This is a genomic window from Pseudonocardia sp. N23 (assembly GCF_002583555.1).
Lineage (GTDB): Bacteria > Actinomycetota > Actinomycetes > Mycobacteriales > Pseudonocardiaceae > Pseudonocardia.
Map to the genome: position 1 here is coordinate 240,665 of NZ_BEGX01000004.1, position 17,922 is coordinate 258,586.

General features: G+C 71.6%; 15 protein-coding genes. 10 read left to right on the plus strand and 5 right to left on the minus strand.

From position 1 onward, the window contains the following. Nucleotides 1-176 precede the first annotated feature (176 nt). The gene (locus tag TOK_RS02985) at nucleotides 177-4,706 is read left to right on the plus strand and encodes an NAD-glutamate dehydrogenase (RefSeq protein ID WP_098956208.1); all 4,530 of its coding nucleotides are present in this window, start codon (nucleotides 177-179) and stop codon (nucleotides 4,704-4,706) included. Between the two features lie 433 nt (nucleotides 4,707-5,139). On the opposite strand, the gene TOK_RS02990 is transcribed toward TOK_RS02985, so the two are convergent. The 3 genes from TOK_RS02990 to TOK_RS33730 are packed head-to-tail and all read right to left on the minus strand — an operon-like array spanning nucleotide 5,140 to nucleotide 6,856. Continuing rightward, entirely contained in the window at nucleotides 5,140-5,967 is an 828-nt protein-coding gene (locus TOK_RS02990; protein ID WP_098956209.1) for a slipin family protein, read from the minus strand. Beyond that, nucleotides 5,964-6,461, minus strand: coding sequence for a universal stress protein (locus TOK_RS33725; protein WP_253258142.1), 498 nt, complete (start codon nucleotides 6,459-6,461; stop codon nucleotides 5,964-5,966). The genes TOK_RS02990 and TOK_RS33725 overlap by 4 nt, the downstream gene beginning before the upstream one ends. Further along, nucleotides 6,458-6,856, minus strand: coding sequence for a universal stress protein (locus tag TOK_RS33730; RefSeq protein ID WP_253258143.1), 399 nt, complete (start codon nucleotides 6,854-6,856; stop codon nucleotides 6,458-6,460). Before TOK_RS33730 ends, TOK_RS33725 begins: the two co-directional genes overlap by 4 nt. A 438-nt stretch (nucleotides 6,857-7,294) precedes the next feature. Between TOK_RS33730 and TOK_RS31470 the strand changes: the two genes are divergently transcribed. The 9 genes from TOK_RS31470 (at nucleotide 7,295) to TOK_RS03035 (ending at nucleotide 13,879) form a co-directional block, all read left to right on the plus strand. Beyond that, entirely contained in the window at nucleotides 7,295-7,414 is a 120-nt protein-coding gene (locus TOK_RS31470) for a rhodanese-like domain-containing protein (protein WP_141566244.1), read from the plus strand. Beyond that, nucleotides 7,411-8,784 (plus strand): rhodanese-like domain-containing protein, encoded by a 1,374-nt coding sequence (locus TOK_RS03000; RefSeq protein WP_098956210.1) that lies wholly within the window; start codon nucleotides 7,411-7,413, stop codon nucleotides 8,782-8,784. Before TOK_RS31470 ends, TOK_RS03000 begins: the two co-directional genes overlap by 4 nt. Before the next feature lie 5 nt (nucleotides 8,785-8,789). Beyond that, nucleotides 8,790-9,641, plus strand: a complete 852-nt coding sequence (locus tag TOK_RS03005) for a sulfite exporter TauE/SafE family protein (RefSeq protein WP_098956273.1) — start codon at nucleotides 8,790-8,792, stop codon at nucleotides 9,639-9,641. A 56-nt stretch (nucleotides 9,642-9,697) separates the two neighbouring features. Then, nucleotides 9,698-9,958, plus strand: coding sequence for a metal-sensitive transcriptional regulator (locus TOK_RS03010; RefSeq protein WP_098956211.1), 261 nt, complete (start codon nucleotides 9,698-9,700; stop codon nucleotides 9,956-9,958). 29 nt (nucleotides 9,959-9,987) lie between these two features. Continuing rightward, nucleotides 9,988-10,392: a DUF302 domain-containing protein gene (locus TOK_RS03015; RefSeq protein ID WP_098956212.1), complete on the plus strand. Its 405-nt coding sequence runs from the start codon at nucleotides 9,988-9,990 to the stop codon at nucleotides 10,390-10,392. A 102-nt stretch (nucleotides 10,393-10,494) separates the two neighbouring features. Then, nucleotides 10,495-10,698 carry a hypothetical protein gene (locus tag TOK_RS03020; protein WP_098956213.1) on the plus strand — a complete coding sequence of 68 codons (204 nt, stop codon included), beginning with the start codon at nucleotides 10,495-10,497 and terminating at the stop codon, nucleotides 10,696-10,698. Beyond that, nucleotides 10,695-12,158 carry a multicopper oxidase family protein gene (locus tag TOK_RS03025; protein WP_098956214.1) on the plus strand — a complete coding sequence of 488 codons (1,464 nt, stop codon included), beginning with the start codon at nucleotides 10,695-10,697 and terminating at the stop codon, nucleotides 12,156-12,158. Before TOK_RS03020 ends, TOK_RS03025 begins: the two co-directional genes overlap by 4 nt. A 433-nt stretch (nucleotides 12,159-12,591) precedes the next feature. Further along, nucleotides 12,592-13,125: a flavin reductase family protein gene (locus tag TOK_RS03030; RefSeq protein ID WP_098956215.1), complete on the plus strand. Its 534-nt coding sequence runs from the start codon at nucleotides 12,592-12,594 to the stop codon at nucleotides 13,123-13,125. A gap of 7 nt (nucleotides 13,126-13,132) precedes the next feature. Beyond that, complete coding sequence (locus tag TOK_RS03035) at nucleotides 13,133-13,879, plus strand: enoyl-CoA hydratase/isomerase family protein (RefSeq protein WP_098956216.1); 747 nt, start codon at nucleotides 13,133-13,135, stop codon at nucleotides 13,877-13,879. A 75-nt stretch (nucleotides 13,880-13,954) separates the two neighbouring features. Here TOK_RS03035 and TOK_RS03040 read toward each other — a convergent pair whose 3' ends face one another. Next, entirely contained in the window at nucleotides 13,955-14,347 is a 393-nt protein-coding gene (locus TOK_RS03040; protein ID WP_098956274.1) for a YciI family protein, read from the minus strand. A gap of 268 nt (nucleotides 14,348-14,615) precedes the next feature. After that, complete coding sequence (locus TOK_RS03045) at nucleotides 14,616-17,645, minus strand: BTAD domain-containing putative transcriptional regulator (RefSeq protein ID WP_098956275.1); 3,030 nt, start codon at nucleotides 17,643-17,645, stop codon at nucleotides 14,616-14,618. Nucleotides 17,646-17,922 lie beyond the last annotated feature (277 nt).

Here is a 17,922-nt window from a genome sequence, read left to right on the forward strand (position 1 = left end):
CACGGCACGCCCGCCTGCCCGTGGGCGATGGTGCCGCACCACACCGTTCCCACGGTGCCGCGGCGTGCTTCCAGGGACCCGGGCGAGGGGTGCCGGGCGTCGAGGGTGGCAGCCCTCGCCCGCCGCCGCGATCCCCGCTAACGTAGCGGCCCCGTCGTCGCAGGTGGGGGTGGCTGATGAGCCGAGCAACCGAAGACGCACCGGCCGAGGACGCTCCCGCTGATCCGGCGGCGGATCCGCTGTCCGAGGACCTGCACCGGCTCTACGCTCGCCACGCCGCGGCCGCCGTCGTCGGCTTCGACGATCCCGCCGACGCGCTCGACGCGCTCGACGCCGCCGCTCGCGCACACCTCCGGCTCGCCGGGTGGCGCGCCCCCGGGACCTCGGTCGTCGACATCCATGGAGACCTCGAGAGGGACAGCCGCAGGGACCGGAGCAGGGACATCGCCGGACAGGTCACCGGAGACATGCAGGCTGCGACCCTCTCGACGGTCGTCGACCTGGTCACCGACGAGACCCCTGCGCTGGTGCCGTCCGTGCTCGCCGGGATCGGACGGGTCGGCCGGCAGGTGCACCACGTCGTCCACGCGATGGTGGTGGTGCGCCGTCACCCCGACGGGCGGCTGCGCGACGTCGACGCCGCCGCCGACCCGGCCGCACCGCCCGCCGGCGCCCTCGTCGAGGCGTGGATGAGGCTCGAGCTCGACCCGGCCGCACCCGAGCAGGGCGAGGATCTCGGGACCGAGCTCGACGAGGTGCTCGCGGCCGTGCACGACGTCGCCGCCGACGCAACCCGCCTCACCGACACGGTCTCTGCCGTGGCCGCCGAGCTCTCCGGAGCCACCGAGCTCTCCAGGGGCACCCGGCTCTCCGGGGCGAGCGCCGTGCCCGAGCGCGACGACGCCGCCCGGCTGCTGCGCTGGCTCGCCGACGGTCACTTCAGCTTCCTCGGCTACCGCCGCTACGAGGCCACCGGGACGACGTTGCGGTCCGTACCCGGCTCCGGGCTGGGGCTGTTGCGCCACAACGGGCTCCACGACGGCATCCCCGACGAGATCGGCGACCGGCCGCTGGTGGTGCTCACCCGCGCCGACGCGCCCAGCCGGGTGCTGCGGCCCGAGCATCCCTACGACGTCGTGATCGGGATCGTCGACGACGACGGCCGCACCGTCGGGGAGCACCGCTTCCACGGGCTGTTCACGACCGCGGCACTGCACGAGCACGTCCTCGACACCCCGATCGTCGAGCGTCGGGCGCGCGCGGCCATCCACCGGGCCGGGGTGCCGGTGGAGTCCTGGAGCGGCCAGCAACTCCTCGACGTGCTGTCGCGCTACCCGCGCGAGGAGCTGTTCTGGGCCAGCGAGCAGGCCCTGCACGAGACCGCCGTCGGGGTGCTGTCGCTGGCGCACGACCGGCGGCTGCTGCTGTCGGTACACCCGGAGCCCTACGGCCGCTTCCTGTCCTGCCTGGTCCACCTCCCCCACGACCGCTACTCGCCGCAGGCACGGTCGTCGATGCAGCGGGTGCTGCTGCGCGAGCTCGACGGGTGGCGCGTCGACCACAGCGTCACCGTCGGGGAGACCGGTCCGGTGCAGGTCCACTTCACCGTGCACGTCGACGCCGCCGCACCCCCACCCGACCGGGAACGGCTGCGCGCCCAGCTCGCCGCAGCCATCCTGACCTGGGACGACTGGGTCGTCGACGCCGCGGGCGGGGACGCCGAGGAGATCGCGGAGTACCTGCCGGGGCTGCCCCAGGGCTACCGCGACGACGTCGACCCGGTGCGCGCCGTCGCCGATCTGCGCCGGCTGCGGGACCTGGACGAGGAGCCCCACCTGGAGCTGGCCGGCGAGCCCGACGACCTGCACTTCCGGCTCGTCGTCGCGGGTGCCCCGGTGTCGTTGTCGGCGGTGCTGCCGGTCCTGCAGAGCCTCGGCGTCGACGTCCTCGACGAACGCCCCTACGAGATCGTCCGCCCCGACGGGGTCGGCTGCCGGCTCTACGACTTCGGGCTCGCGGCCGACGCCGCGACCCGGCCGGCCCTGTCGGGCCGCGGCGGGCAGGCCGCCCGCGACCGGTTCTGTGCGGCGTTCCGTGCGGCCTGGTCGGGGGCCGCGGAGACCGACCGTTTCAACGCACTGGTGCTGCACGCCGGCCTCGGATGGCGCGAGGTCGCGGTGCTGCGCGCCTACGCGCGCTACGCGTCCCTGCTGGGCGGGCCGTTCGGGCGGCGGTACGTGGCCGACATCCTGATCGCACACCCGGACGCGACACGCGCCCTGGTCGCGCTGTTCCGGGCCCGGTTCGATCCGACGCCGCCTGGGGCCACCCGGGAGCAACGGTGCGCCGAGGCGCTCACCACCGCGACGGCCCTGATCGACGACGTCGCCGGCCTGGACGCCGACCGGATCCTGCGGGGACACCTGTCGATGCTGATGGCGACGTTGCGGACGAACTGGTTCCGGGATCGGCCGTACTTCTCGTTCAAGATCGATCCGGGAGCGGTTCCGGACATGCCGTCACCGCGACCACGGTTCGAGATCTTCGTGTACTCGCCGCGGGTGGAGGGGGTGCACCTGCGGTTCGGGCCCGTCGCCCGGGGCGGGTTGCGCTGGTCGGACCGTCCACAGGACTACCGGACCGAGATTCTGGGCCTGGTCAAGGCACAGATGGTCAAGAACGCGGTGATCGTGCCGGTGGGGGCCAAGGGCGGGTTCGTGGTGGCAGCGCCGGCGCCTGACCCGGGCGAGGTGGAGGCCTGCTACCGGATCTTCATCTCAGGCCTGCTGGACGTGACCGACAACCGGGTCGACGGGGCGACGGTGGCGCCGCCCGGGGTGGTGCGCCACGACGGGGACGACTCCTACCTGGTGGTGGCCGCGGACAAGGGCACGGCCCGGTTCTCCGACGTGGCCAACGAGGTGGCCGCCGGGTACGGGTTCTGGCTCGGCGATGCGTTCGCCTCGGGCGGCTCGGTGGGATACGACCACAAGGCGATGGGCATCACCGCGCGCGGCGCGTGGGAGTCGGTGCGACGCCACTTCCGCGAGCTGGGGACCGACACGCAGTCGCAGGACGTCACCGTGGTCGGGATCGGCGACATGTCCGGGGACGTGTTCGGCAACGGGATGCTGTTGTCCCCGCACATCCGCCTGGTGGCCGCCTTCGACCATCGTCACGTGTTCGTCGACCCGGATCCCGATCCGGCGGTGGGGTGGGCCGAGCGGGCCCGGCTGTTCGCGCTGGCGCGCTCGTCGTGGGACGACTACGACCGGGCGGCGCTCAGCCCGGGTGGCGGGGTGTGGTCGCGCACCACCAAGTCGGTCCCCGTCGGCCCGCAGCTGCGCGCGGCCCTCGGACTGGCCCCGGACATCGAGCGGTTGAGCCCGCCCGAGCTCGTGCGGGCGATCCTGTTGGCGCCGGTCGATCTCCTGTGGAACGGCGGGATCGGCACCTACGTCAAGGCCTCGACGGAATCGCACGCCGACGCCGGGGACAAGGCCAACGACGCGGTCCGTGTCGACGGTCGGGCGCTGCGGGTGCGGGTGGTCGGGGAGGGCGGCAACCTGGGGCTGACCCAGCTGGGCCGGATCGAGTTCGCCCGCGCGGGCGGGCGGATCAACACCGACGCGATCGACAACTCGGCCGGGGTGGACTGCTCCGACCACGAGGTCAACATCAAGATCCTGCTGGACCGGTTGGTGACGGCCGGAGAGCTGGACCGGCCCGGGCGCGACGCCCTGCTGGCGGAGATGACCGACGAGGTCGCCGAGCTGGTCCTGGCCGACAACACCGACCAGAACGCCGCTCTCGGCGTCGCCCGTACCGGGGCCGCGGACACCGTCGGGGTGCACGCCCGGATGATCGACGGGCTCGCCGCCCGCACCGGGCTCGACCGCGACCTCGAGGCACTCCCCCACCCCGCGGAGATCGACGAGCGGACCGCCGCCGGTCACGGGCTCACCTCACCCGAGCTCGCGGTCCTGCTCGCCCACACGAAGCTCGACATCAAGGCGGCCGTCCTCGCGACCGACCTTCCCGATCGGCCGGAGTTCGCCGACCGGCTGCCCGGATACTTCCCCCGCCCGCTGCGCGAACGCTTCCCCGCCGCCGTCGCGGCCCATCCACTGCGGCGCGAGATCGTCGCGACGATGCTGGTCAACGAGCTGGTCGACCGGGCCGGGATCACGTTCGCCCACCGGCTGGACGGGGACGCGGGCGGGGGTGCCGGCGACGCGGTGCGCGCGTTCCGCGTCGCGGTCACCGTGTTCGACCTGCGGGAGCTGTGGGCGCAGGTCGCCGCGCTCCCGCCGACGGTGCCGACCGCCGCGCTCGACGCGATCGCGGTCGCGACGCGGCGGCTCGTCGACGTCGCCGCACGCTGGCTGCTCGCGTACCGCCCGCGCCCGCTCGACGTCCCCACCGAGATCGAGCGGTTCGCAGGAGCGGTGCACCACCTGCTGCCGGACCTGGGAACGCTGCTGCGGGGTGGCGAGTCCACGGCGATGGCGAGCCGCGCCGCCGCCCTCTCGGGCCCGGGCGTCCCCCTCGCGCTGGCCGACCGGGTGGCGGCGCTCGCCGCGGCCCACGGCCTGCTCGACGTCGTCGAGGTCGCCGCACCCGCCCGCCAACTGCCGATCGAGGAGATCGCGAGGCTCTACTTCGCTCTCTCGGAACGTTCGGCGGCGCGGGTCATGGCCGACTGACCCGGCGCCCACGCCCAGGCTCGGATCGGAGGCGCGGCGTGCCCCCTGCTCGGCCCGCGGGCTGCGGCGAGCAGGCATCGTGAGCATCAGAGCCGCGCCCGCAGAATGGCCGATCTGCATCTCCTCCGTGCCGGCGTGGGGCACGTCCTTCGGTCGGCGACGTGTGGAGGCGGTCGCGAACCGCCCCGGTCGATGCGCCGACACGAGCTTCCAGCCGGACCGAGGTCGCGTCCAGGGGGATCGGCGAGGGGTCTCGTCGCGGCGACGATCGCTGTGGGCGGCGAGGCGCACCTGCAGCTCGGCGAGCTCCCGGTCGTCGACCTCCTCGGGATGGTCGCCGAGGCTGCTTCCGGGGCGCTGATCCGAGGTGGGCAGTGCGCGGCGATCAGGCGGGAGGCATTCTGCCGGCCCGCCCCAGCGCCGCTCGCTCCGGTCAGGAGTCTGTCGGCACGACGCCGTTGGCCGCCAGCGGCGCAGGAGGCGCCGGCGTCGCGGCCGCGCTCTCCCGGGCGAGGAAGGAGCCGAGCTCACCGATCGTGCTCATCAACGGGGCGGGGAAGACGACGGTGGTGTTCTTGTCCACGCCGATCTCGACCAGGCTCTGCAGGTTGCGCAGCTGCAGCGCCAGCGGGTGCTCCATCATGATGTCCGACGCCTCCCCGAGGGCGGTGGCGGCAAGTGACTCGCCCTGTGCATTGATGATCTTCGCTCGCTTCTCCCGTTCGGCCTCGGCCTGCCGGGCCATGGCGCGCTTCATGCTGTCCGGCAGCTGGATGTCCTTGAGCTCCACGAGGGTGACCTCGACACCCCAGTCCAGGGTGGCCACGTCGAGGATCTCGCGGATGTCCTTGTTGATCCGGTCGGTCTCCGAGAGAGTCTCGTCGAGAGTGTGCTGGCCGACGACCTTGCGCAGCGTGGTCTGGGCGATCTGGTCGATCGCCACCCGCACATTCTCGATGGCGACCACGGACTTCACCGCGTCGACGACGCGAAAATAGGCCACCGCGGAGACGTCGACGCTGACATTGTCGCGGGTGATGATGCCCTGGGACTGGATGGGCATCGTGATGATCCGCAGGGACACCCGGTGCATCACGTCGGCGATCGGGACGATCAGCCGCAGCCCGGGCTCGCGGGCACCGACCACCCGGCCGAACCTGAACAGCACCCCTTGCTCGTACTGCTTGACGATCCGCACCGCCAGCCCGAGGGCGACGAGCACCAGGGCGGCGACGAGGACGATCGTGATGGTGGTGCTCATGCTGTCTCTCCAGTGCGGACGACGGCGACTGTGCAGTCGGCGTGGTGGATCATGGGCTGCCCGACCGATCCGAGGAGCAGTCCGACGACGCCACCGCGGCCGCGCGAGCCGACGACGACCAGAGCTGCTCCTCGCGACTGCGCCACCAGCACCTCCGCCGGGCCGTCGCGAGCGACGACCCGCGTGACGGCCACATCGGGGTACTTCTCCGACCAGGGACGGATCCGGTCCGCCAGGTGGGGGCACTGGTCCTCCTTCGCGGCGGACCTGTCGACGAACGCGCTCGAGGAGCGGTCGATCCCCTGGTCGATCCATGCGTGCACCGCCACGAGAGGAGACCGACGAAGGTGCGCCTCGTCGAAGGCGAAGGCAAGTGCGGCGTTGCTGCTCGGCGACTCGTCGATCCCGACGACCACCGGGGCGTCCGAGCGAGCCGGTTCGACCGCCCCACGAACCACGACGACCGGGCAGGCCGCGACTGCGGCCGACGTCACCGCGACGGGACCGCCGGCAGACCGACGAACCCACCGTGGCCACGATTGCCCAGCACGAGCATTTCCGCACGGGTCGACTCGTCGGCGAGGACCGGTCCAGGACAACCGTCCCTGTTTGCACGGTCGATCCCGACGTCAGGGGCGACGACCCGGGCGACCTCGACCGCTGCGTCGAGGTGGCGATCAGCCAGGCGGACCAGGCTTTCGTGGAAAGCGTGCTGGTCGGGCACGATGGAGCCGACACGCGGGGTGGGGTCCCAACCCAGGACGTCCACGAGGCGTGGCCCCGATCCACGTCTCCGAGCCTCCGCCGCGGCCCGACGAACCGCTCCGAGTGAGGATTCGGACCCGTCGACCCCGACCACGATCGACCGTCCGACGTCCTGCACGTTCATGCAACCTCCAGGTGACGTGCGTCGAGCGTCATCCGAGCGGGGTCAACGGCGGTAGTGGCGCCATACCTTGTCCGCAGGGCCGCATGGCCCGGGTCAGGTGGGGCCGACCGGACCCTGGGCAGTCCCCTCAGGACCGGCGAAACAACCGCCCCCACAGACCCCCCGGGCTCGGCGCCGGTGCACAGCTGCACCGTTGCGACGCCGGCACCCCGGCCAGGACCTGCTCGACGTGCTGACCGCATCCGCGGTAGGTGGCCTTCTTGCACGTCCGGCACGTCACCCGTTGACACATGTGAACCTCCATCGCTCGGTGACTGCACTATACCCCACGGGGTATTGTGGGATCTGCCACGCAGATACCCCCTGGGGCATGAGAGAAGGAATGTCTGCGTTGGCGCAGACACCCCAGGGGGTGAATCGGACACAGAAAGGTCAGAGATGTTGCCTGAGATCGATCAACAGCAGTTGGCGGAGGTGCGTGCGGCCGCCGAGGTGATGGTGGTGGACGTGCGCGAGGCGGACGAGTACCGCCGTGGCCATGTGCCCGGCGCACGATGATCGAGATCCTGCCGATCGAGACCATCGGACTGGGCGACCGCAGCTACCTGGCCCACGACGGACGGGTCTCGATGGTGGTCGACCCCCAGCGTGACATCGACCGTGTGCTGGCCGTCGCCGCCGAGGCCGGCGTGACGATCACCCACGTGTTCGAGACCCATGTCCACAACGACTACGTCACCGGCGGGCTCGCCCTCGCCCGCGCCACCGGTGCCGTCTACCTCCTCAACGCCGACGACGACGTCGCGTTCGAGCGCACCGGCCTGCACGACGGGGAGGTCGTGACGATCAGCGCGGAGATGGCCGTGCGGGCGCTGCACACGCCCGGCCACACCCATACCCACCTGTCCTACGCGTTGCTGGATGCGGCCGGCGATCCGGTCGCCGTGTTCAGCGGGGGCTCCCTGCTGTTCGGTGCCACCGGACGCCCGGATCTCCTCGGACCCGACCACACCGACGCCCTCGTGCACGCCCAGTGGCACTCTGCCCGCCGCCTCGCCACCGCGCTGCCCGGCGCCGCCACCCTGCACCCGACCCACGGGTTCGGCAGCTTCTGCTCCGCGAGCGCGTCGGCGAGCGGCACAACAGGCACCGTCGCCGACGAGACCCGCACCAATCCCGCACTCACCCTGGACGAGGAACACTACGTTCGCGACCTGCTCGCCGGGCTCGACGCCTTCCCCGCCTACTACGCCCACATGGCCCCCGCCAACAGCGCCGGCCCCGACGCCCCGGACCTCACCCCACCGGCCGTGGCCGACGCGGGCGACCTGCGCCGACGCATCGACGCCGGCGAGTGGGTCGTGGACCTGCGCGACGGTACGGCGTTCGCCGCCGGGCACGTCGCCGGCAGCATCAACATCGGTCTCACCGGGCAGTTCGTCACCTACCTCGGCTGGCTGATCCCCTGGGGCACTCCGGTCACACTGCTCGGTGCCACGGCCACCCAGGTCGCCGACGCCCAGCGTGAGATGGTCCGCATCGGCATCGACCGGCCCGCCGTCATGGCCACCGGAAACCCTGAGGACTGGACCGGTACGCCGGTGTCGTTCCGCCGCGCCACGTTCGCCGATCTCGCCGCCGTGCTCGCCTCCGGCGACGGCCCGGCCGTGCTCGACGTCCGCCGCACCTCCGAACGGGCCACGACCGCGATCAGTGGATCGGTGCACATCCCGATCCACGAGATCCTCGCCCGGCTCGACGAGGTCCCCGCAGGACCCGTGTGGGTGCACTGCGCCGGCGGCTACCGTGCGGGCGTCGCCGCCTCCCTGCTGCACGCCCGCGGCCACGACGTCGTCGCCATCGACGACGACGTCGCACAGGCTGTCGCCTCCGGGCTCACGGCGACCACCGACCGGGCCACGGTGTGAGCGTCATGACCCTCGCCGCGATCGCCCTGCTCGCCGTGCTGGTCGGGGTCACCCTCGGCCTGCTCGGCGGGGGCGGCTCGATCCTGCTGGTCCCGCTGCTGGTCTACGTCGCCGGCGTCCCCACCAGCAGTGCGATCACGACATCGCTGTTCGTCGTCGGCGTCACCTCCCTCGCCGCACTGCTCCCTCATCTGCGGCGGGGCACGGTGCAGTGGCGCACCGGGCTGGTGTTCGGCGGTGCAGCCATGGCCGGTGCTTTCGCCGGTGGCCTGATCGGCGGCCACCTGCCGGGTCCGGTACTGCTGGGCGGCTTCGCGGTGATGATGATCGCCACCGCCATCGCGATGCTCCGCGGCCGCCGAGCCGGCACGGCAGCGGTCCACGCCCGTCCTTCGGCCCGCACGCTGCTCACCGGTGTGGCCGTGGGTGCCGTGGCCGGGCTGGTCGGGGCGGGCGGCGGGTTCCTGGTCGTGCCCGCGCTCGCGCTGCTGGGCGGGCTGACCATGCCTGCCGCGGTCGGAACCTCCCTGCTGGTCATCGCCCTGCAGTCGGCAGCAGGGTTCACCGGGCACCTGGGCGCAACGGACCTCGACTGGCTCCTGACCCTCGCCGTGACCGCTGCGGCCGTACTCGGCGCCCTGATCGGAGCGCACTACGCGGCACGGGTGTCCGCCGCCGCACTACGTCAGGGGTTCGGCTGGTTCGTCCTCGCGATGGGCGCGTTCGTTCTGCTCCAGCAGCTGCCCGCGGCCGCGGTCCTGCCTGCCGGTGCCGCAGTGGGAGCCCTCGCCATCGCGGCGGGGGGCTGCGCGCTGATCTCCGCACGATGCCCGTTACGCACCTTCGGACACACGTGAGTGGTCGGCGTACCGTGGACCTACATACGCCCAGGGGTATCACCGAAGGAGTCGGAATGAAGATCGAGGACGATGTCGTCGGCGGCGTGGTCAACCGGCTCCGCCGGGCCGAGGGACAGCTCGGCGGCGTCATCCGCATGCTGCAGGAGGGCCGCGACTGCAAGGACGTGGTCACCCAGCTCGCCGCCGTCTCACGAGCTCTCGACAAGGCCGGGTTCGCCGTCATCGCCTCCGGCCTCGTCCAGTGCATCGCAGCGGGCGAGGAGGGTGAGCTCGACCGCGCCCAGATGGAGAAGCTGTTCCTCTCCCTCGCCTGACCCCCCCTCACCGCATTGAGGAGACCACCATGTCCGCACACACCATCACCCTCGACCTCTCCCAGGCCGAGGCCGTCGACGCCGTCACCGCGGCGCTGGCCACCCAGGGCTTCGGCGTCCTCACCACCATCGACGTCCGCGCCACGCTCAAGACCAAGCTCGGCGAGGACGTCGAGGACTACACCATCCTCGGCGCCTGCAACCCCGCCCTCGCCCACCAGGCCCTGTCCACCGACCCCGAGATCGGCCTGCTCCTGCCCTGCAACGTCACCGTCCGCCAGACCGGCGGCCACACCCTCGTCCAGGCCGTCGACCCCGCCGAGCTGCTCGCCATGGCCGGTGACGGTGGCCCGCAACCGGCCCAGCTCGCCGCCGTCGCCGAGGACGCCTCCGCGCGGCTACGCGCCGCACTCGACTCCCTGACCACCAGCTGAGGATCACGGACGTCTGACCCGGAAGGAGGGCCACCGCCCCTCGTCCTCCTCACGGGAGTGGACGATCCTCGACCCCGACAGACGGACAAGGAGCGCACCACCATGATGGCCACAACCGCGGCGAGCTGGTTCTGGATCTGGCCGACCCTAGCCGTCATCGGGCTCGCACTGCTGGGCTACGTGGCCTACCGGATGGCCCAGAGCCGGGAGCCCGGACGTCCATCGGCCCGCCGGATCCTCGACGAGCGCCTCGCACGCGGAGAGATCGACGCCGACGACTACCGCCGCCGAGTCGACCTCCTGTGACACCGGCCCCGATCAGCCGCCGTCGTGCCCTGACCCTGGGAGGCCTGGGCGCGGTCGCGCTGGTCGGCGGCACCACCGGGTGGATCGCCACCGCCAACACCGGGACCGGGACCTTCCAGCCTGGCGCAAGCGGCGCGGAGCTGCTCCAGCCCCCCGTACTCGACAGCCGCGACGACCGGCTCTCGGTCGAGCTCACGGCGGCAGCCGGTGTCCGGCTGGCCGGCAGACACACCTCCGCACTGGGCTTCAACGGCGGCTCCCCCGGCCCGACCCTGCGCGTACACCCCGGTGACGAACTCGCCGTACGGCTCACCAACCGACTCCAGCAGCCGACCAACCTGCACACCCACGGCCTGCGGGTCTCCCCTCAGGGCAACAGCGACAACCCCTTCGTGCGCATCGATCCCGGGGCATCGTTCGACTACCTCTACCGGATTCCCGCCGACCACCCGCCCGGCACCCACTGGTACCACCCCCACCATCACGGCATGGTCGCCGACCAGCTCTACGGCGGTCTCGTCGGCGCACTGATCGTCGACCGCGGCCCCGACGTCCCGGCGAGCACCGACCGGATACTGCTGATCACCGACATCACCCTCGACGACGCCGGAGCCGTCGTCCCGGCGAGCGCCACCGACCGGACGATGGGCCGGGAGGGCCGACTGCTGCTGGTCAACGGACAGCACCAGCCCACCCTCACCGCCGCACCGGGCAGCACCGAGCGCTGGCGGATCGTCAACGCCTGCACGTCCCGAGTCCTCGCGCTGCGCCTCGAAGGCCGGCAGATCGACCAGGTGGCTCAGGACGGTTCCTTCCTCAACCGGCCGACACGCCGAGACACGCTCGTCATGGCTCCGGGCAACCGCGCGGACATCCTTGTGCAGCCCACCGACACCGGACGATTCGCACTGGTCGCCGGCCCGTACGACCGCGGTTCCATGATGGGCGGCAGCTCCGGCAGCTCCGGCAGCTCCGGAACCACGATGCTCGCCACTCTGGTCGTCTCCGGTGCTTCCCGCCCCGCTGTGGCACTACCGGCCGTCCTCCCGTCCGAGGCCCCGACCGTCGCACCCGTCACCCGGACCCGACAGACCGACTTCCGGATGGGCATGGGCGGCGGCATGGGCGGCGGAGGAATGACGGTGTCGATCGACGGACGCACCTTCGACCCGGCCCGCGACGACCAGACCGTCGCCTTCGGCAGCACCGAGGAATGGACCGTCACCAACACCAGCCCCCTGGCCCACCCCTTCCACATGCACGTATGGCCGTTCACCGTGCTCGCCGCCAGCGACGGCCGCGCCACCACCGGCACCCCGCAGGACGTCGTACTCATCCCACCCCGCGGTTGGGTCCGGCTGCGGATCCCGTTCACCACCCTGCCCGGGCGCAGCGTCTACCACTGCCACATCCTCGACCACGAGGACGCCGGGATGATGGCCACCGTCGTGGTCGCATGATCGACGCCGCGCACCGGGTCAGCGTGTACACCGACGTCACCGCGCTGGATGTAACCGAGCAGGGGCTCGCCGTCGTGCGAGCCCCTGCTCGGGCCGGACCGTCTCCAGGGCGCGTGAGAGGACGCTCGGGATCGGCGCCGACGTCCCTGCTCATCGCAATACCTCCACGTTCGGCGTCGAGGTCACGCACCGGCACCCGGTGCCGGTGGATCCCAGGTGCCGAACATCGATTCCGGACCGGCCGGCTGCGGCGGAGGACAACGCTGACCGTGACGTCGCGCATCTCGTTAGAGCCGCGTTAACCCTCATTGACGACGGGTCGAGGTGGTGGTTCCGTGAAATAGGGCGCTTTTCGCACCGACCCACCGGTCCGTCCCAGAATCCACGCTCAACCCATATCCAGGTCATCTTCGCGGCAAAGGGAGAATCGGCGATGCCGACACCGGATCAGCTGGACGGATCCTCATACCGCCGCGTCATCTCCGATCTCGCCACCGGCGTCACGGTGATCACCACCGTGGACGAGGACGGGAAACGCTGCGGGATGACGGCGAATGCGGTCACCTCGCTCTCCCTCAGTCCCGCCCCGCAACTGCTCGTGTGCGTGAGCGGCCACCTGCCGATGCACGCAGCCCTGACCGGTTCCGGACGCTTCGCGGTCAACGTCCTGGACGAGAACCAGGAGAACCTGGCGATGCATTTCGCCCGCCCGTCCGCGGACAAGTTCGCCGATCTGGAGACGCACTCCGAACACGGCGTCCCCATACTCTCCGACGCAATGGCCTGGTTCGCCTGCGACGTCGTGGAGCGATACCCGGGTGGCGACCATTCCATCTTCATCGGTCGCGTGGTGTCGTGCCGGCGGAACGCCGCACGCCGGCCGCTGCTCTTCTTCCAGAGCTCTTTCGGATGCCTCGGGAGCCACGAGGGCACGCTCGAGTTCGCGAACAGCATGATGAGGATGTGAGGGACCGATGTCACTGTGGGAGCCGGCGGCCGTACAGGCCGTGCGTACCGACCGCGAGGGCCAGATCGCCACGATCACGCTGGCGAACGCCGATCGGAACCTCCTGGATCCGGCCGTGATGGCCGACCTGCATGATGCGATATCGCGGGCGGACGACGACCCGGACATCCGTGCCGTCGTGCTGACCGGGACGGCCGACGTGTTCTGCGGCGGCCTCGACGTCGCGCAGATGCAGAACGACGGCAACCCGGTCGAGTTCGCGACCGCACTCGTGACGCTCCTGAAGCTGATCCCGGAGGTCGGTACGGCCACCGTGGCGGCGGTGAACGGCGACGCGCTCGCCTCGGGCTTCTCGATCGTGTGCGCGTGCGACCTCGTGGTGGCGACCCCGCAGGCCCGGCTCGGAACGTTCGAGGCGAGCGTCGGTATCTGGCCGATGATCGCCCAGGTACCACCCCTCCAGCGGCTCCTGCCTCGGCATGCGCTGCAGAACATCATCACCGGGGTTCCGTTCACGGCGGACGAGGCACTGCGGTTCGGGGCGATCAACCGCATCGTCGACGCGTCGGAGCTCGGTCGAGAGGCACGTGAACTGGCGGTCGCCGCATCAGGGGCAGGCGCAGCACTGGCCGCGGGCCGCAGGTCGTTCTACCGCTACTGCGACCTCTCCTACCAGGATGCGCTCGACGACGCCCTGCTCTCCTTCACCGCGATGTTCGAGTCGGCGGACTCCCACCAGCCCCACGACCGTTAGCCCCAGACGTGGTGACGGCTGGGCCGACGCTCCGGTGCCGCCGCCCCCGGCCGGCGGCACCGGCTCTCCGCGGCCTCACACGATCCGGAACCGCCCGCCCGACAGCGATAGACGGACCTCGAGCCGACCCTCGTTGAGCTGCCACGGAACGATCTTGTACGTCCGCAGTCCCCTCGCGTGGAAGGGGTCGCGGTCGGCGATCTCCTTCGCCTCGGCGACGGACGTCGCCCTGAGGACGAACAGCCCGGAGCCCGAGAACCGGTACTCGTCGTCGAGCATCGGCCCCGCGAACAGAAGTTCGGACGACTCCTCGATCTCGGCGAGCCAGGCCTTGTGGGCGTCGAGGTGCGGCCTCAGGTCCGCCTCGGACGAGATCCCCTCCGCCGGCTCGGTGAAGCAGAGGAAGACGACCACCTGGGCACCGGAGTGCCGCTCATCCGGCCTGGCCTGCATGTGCTCATTACTCATTAGAATTCCTCTCACTGCGAAATGCACGAGCTGCATCGTCCGGTCCGCCGGCATGTCAACCTAGGCGCGCCGAAATGCGGACGACCGAGCACGATGCGACGACACCACCTACGCCAGGCCGTGGTCAAGTGCGGTTAACACCGCCTTAACGCCGCCCGCTCGACAATGCAGCCGATCAGTGAATCAGGACTGTGCCGATGCCATTACGGCAAAAGGTCCCGCCGCGGCCGGAGATGCATTACCGGGGTGCGACGCCGTACCCCGGCACCTACCGTCGAAGCCTGGCCACCAGGCGGCGGACCTCGGCGGAAGGGCCGACACCGAACTCGCGCATGGCCGTGCCGTAGCGGCGGAACGTCGTGAGGACGGCGTCGTCGCTGCCGGTGGCATGCGCCACGGAGATGGCCAGCTGCCACGCCTGCTCCCGATGCGGGTGGTCGCGGAGGACCTCGTCGAGCAGGCGGCGGGCGAGGGCGTGCCGGCTGAGACGGAACGCTATCCGGGCGGCGTCGACACGGGCGTTCGCGATCCGTTCGCCGATGTCCACCCGCCGCGACGTGACCCACTCGTTCGTCAGTGTCATCAGGTACGGACCCGGCGTCGTGCAGCCGATTCCGTCCTGCAGCGTGGAGAGCCGCTCCTCGTCGGGCTGGCGGGCGGCGAGTGCGAAGAGGTCCAGTGCCGAACGCGCCGTGCCCACGACTCCGCCGGATGCCGGAAGTGAGTACACCGCCCCGTCCTGTTGGGGCGCGAGATCCGCGGGAAGCACCGCCCTGAGCCGGAACAGCGCCTGGCGCAGGTAGCTGCGGCTCGAGGCATCGTTCCTCCCGTCGAACACGGCGTCGAGGATCTGCTGCCGGGTAGCCCGCTGCTCGGGGCGACCGACGAGGAAGCACAAGAGCTCGAGACTCTTCGTGAGGGTCAACGGCACGACCTCACCGTCCACCGTGACGCTCGGTGGACCGAACTCCTCCAGCACCATCCGCGGTGGCCGGGCCCGGACCCGGATGGCCTCCTGTGATGACAACAGCTCTGTGATCTCGTGCCAGCGTGACATCCTGGTCGGTGAGGCGTCCGCCGAACGGGTCGCCACCTCCGGTACGTCGGTGAGAGCTGCCAGCAGCAGGTGCTGCACCCCCTGCGCGGACGAGACCTCCAGAGCCCGGTGGGCCGCGGCGTCCGAGCCGCTCTCGTCCCCCATCCGCCAGTGCGCCTCCGCCAGATAGGCCGACGCCGTGGCGAGCTCGAGCCGCCTGTCACCGATCCGCATGCTCTCGGTGGCCTTCTCGAGGACTCGCTGCGCTTCGGCATTGCGGTTGCGCAGCAACAGCGACAGCCCCCGCCACATCTGGCCGACCTCGTGGGCGAAGGCGTAGTTGCGCATGCCCGCCGCCTCAGCCGCATCGAGCGCCCGCTCGGCCTGCCCGGGGTCGTGGTGGAGCCGCAGCCAGAGCTTGGCCTCCATCAGCTGGCTCAGGACCGGGTATATCCGCGATCCCGACGCGACCGCGAGAGTGCGCCCGGACCGCAGCGACTCCCAGGCGTCGGAACCACGTCCGACGTCAAGCATCAGTTCCACGGCATCGAAGGCGTGCAGCCACAGGGGCTGATCCGACGCCCGCCGCAGCTCGTACATCGACATGGCCTCGTCGATCCGCCCGGTCGCCCGAAGCCCGGCCACCACCCATGGTGCGCCCAGCACGGCGTGCCACGGGTCGGCTGCCGCGGGCACGTCGAGTCCAGCGACCCGTCCACGCAGGTAGGCGCACCTGACGAGGATTCCGTCGAGCGGCCCCGGCGGTGCGCCCGACACGGCGGGCAGCTCCGGGTCCTCGCCGGTCGCCAGGCCCATGAGCACCATCGCGATCGTCCGCGGACGACCGTCGGGGAGACGGGACACCAGCTCCACCGCGTCCGCGACGCGCCCCAGATGCCAGAGACACCACGCCGCGAGGACCGTCGCCTCCTCGTGCCCGGCCACCCCGGGGCCGGGCAGCCAGCGGTCGCCGAACCGCTCGAGCATCTCCGCGGCAGGGTCGAAATGCTCCAGGGCGAACGCGACCCGCAGGACAACGGCACCCACCTGGGGGCTGGGACATCGGCTCGACGCCCCCAGCTGGTCCAGCCACCGCGCGGCCGGCGCGAAGTCCATCCTGGCGACCAGGTCCGGGAGGATCGTCGCCACCCGGTCCCAGGCTCTGTCGATGTCGCCGATCCGCAGCAGGGCGTCGACCGCCTCCTCGTGGGCCCCCTGGTCCAGGAGGAAGTCCGCGTGCCGCCGCTGCAGGAGCTCGTGGGTCTCCGGCTCCTCGGTACACAGCCGGCCCTGGAGGAAGTCACGGAACTGACCGTGCGGGGTCATCCGGGTGCCGTCGCGCGACCAGGACACCGGCAGGTGGATGGAGCGCAGCCGCGCCATGATGCGCGGGGCGCCGGCATGTCCCAACGCCCGCGCGCCCGGGACCGTCACTTCGTCGAGCAGGCTCGTGTGCAGCAGGAAGGCCCGCTCGACGGGATCGAGTGGGCCGATCACGTTGGTGGCGAGATACTCGTGCAGGCCGGACGCGGGCGGCGTCGCGTCCCCGCCCCACCATCCGAACAGGACGCCGGTGACCCAGCCTCCGGTGCGAGCGACGGCCTCGCGTGCGTCGACGCCCGGGCGGTCGATCCGGCGCAGCGCCTCCGCCGCCTCGTCGACGGTGAAGGCGAGGTCCGCCTCCCCGAGCGTTCCGGTCGTCGGCGCGGCCGCCGACTGCGACGGCAAACGGACGTCAGTGCTGGACACGAGCACGAGGGTGGTCCCGTCCGGCAGGTACCGGGCGAACGCGTCGAGGACCGTCGCCGAGGCCTCGTCCGCGGCGAGACCCCGCTCGACGTCGTCACAGACGATCACGAGCCCGCTGCCCTCCAGGCTCTCCGCCAGCAGACCGGCCGCCTCGCCGGGGTGAAGGCCGGCGCACAGCGCATCGCTCGCGGCACGGCGTGCGGCCGGCACGGACAGCGCCGCCGACTCCTCGAGGTAGACGAGCAGGCGGGCGGGCTGTTCGGTCCCGTCGAGCGAGACCCAGGCCGCAGGGCGGTCCAGGGACCTGACCACGCCCGCGACGGCGGTCGTCTTTCCGGCGCCCGCAGAGGCACACACCGTGACGATCCGGTGACTCGCCAGGAGACACCGGAGGCGGTCGGAGACACGTGGCCGGTGGACGGTCGCGGCACCGGGCAGCGGGATCTCGAGCTTGCGCCGGATGATCGACGGGCGCTGCGCGAGGCCCGTCGTGGCCTTCCCTGACCGGTCCACCGTCACCTCGCTGAACTGCGTCGACGTCGTACCCGCGGCGGAGCCCGCGATGGGAGTGCCGGGTGCCGCGCGCCGATACCCGAGGGGCCCGGCGACCCCGGCTGCCGGGCTCCGAGAGGTGCCTCCACCGTAGGACGCCCGTCGGCCTCCCGATATCGCGCGTTCACGCGATGTGACGTGGACGTCAACCCGGGCAAGGTTTCCCGCTGTCGGTACCAGAACCAGCGGATCCGGGTGGCAGGACCGCCCGCCGGTCCCGCCCACCTGCCGGAGGTTG

Bases quoted from the DNA above. Each gene is read 5' to 3' on its own strand.
- TOK_RS02985 (WP_098956208.1), top strand. From the start codon at position 177: ATGAGCCGAGCAACCGAAGACGCACCGGCCGAGGACGCTCCCGCTGAT.
- TOK_RS02990 (WP_098956209.1), bottom strand. From the start codon at position 5,967: ATGAGCACCACCATCACGATCGTCCTCGTCGCCGCCCTGGTGCTCGTC.
- TOK_RS33730 (WP_253258143.1), bottom strand. From the start codon at position 6,856: ATGAACGTGCAGGACGTCGGACGGTCGATCGTGGTCGGGGTCGACGGG.
- TOK_RS31470 (WP_141566244.1), top strand. From the start codon at position 7,295: ATGTTGCCTGAGATCGATCAACAGCAGTTGGCGGAGGTGCGTGCGGCC.
- TOK_RS03000 (WP_098956210.1), top strand. From the start codon at position 7,411: ATGATCGAGATCCTGCCGATCGAGACCATCGGACTGGGCGACCGCAGC.
- TOK_RS03005 (WP_098956273.1), top strand. From the start codon at position 8,790: ATGACCCTCGCCGCGATCGCCCTGCTCGCCGTGCTGGTCGGGGTCACC.
- TOK_RS03010 (WP_098956211.1), top strand. From the start codon at position 9,698: ATGAAGATCGAGGACGATGTCGTCGGCGGCGTGGTCAACCGGCTCCGC.
- TOK_RS03015 (WP_098956212.1), top strand. From the start codon at position 9,988: ATGTCCGCACACACCATCACCCTCGACCTCTCCCAGGCCGAGGCCGTC.
- TOK_RS03020 (WP_098956213.1), top strand. From the start codon at position 10,495: ATGATGGCCACAACCGCGGCGAGCTGGTTCTGGATCTGGCCGACCCTA.
- TOK_RS03030 (WP_098956215.1), top strand. From the start codon at position 12,592: ATGCCGACACCGGATCAGCTGGACGGATCCTCATACCGCCGCGTCATC.
- TOK_RS03035 (WP_098956216.1), top strand. From the start codon at position 13,133: ATGTCACTGTGGGAGCCGGCGGCCGTACAGGCCGTGCGTACCGACCGC.
- TOK_RS03040 (WP_098956274.1), bottom strand. From the start codon at position 14,347: ATGAGTAATGAGCACATGCAGGCCAGGCCGGATGAGCGGCACTCCGGT.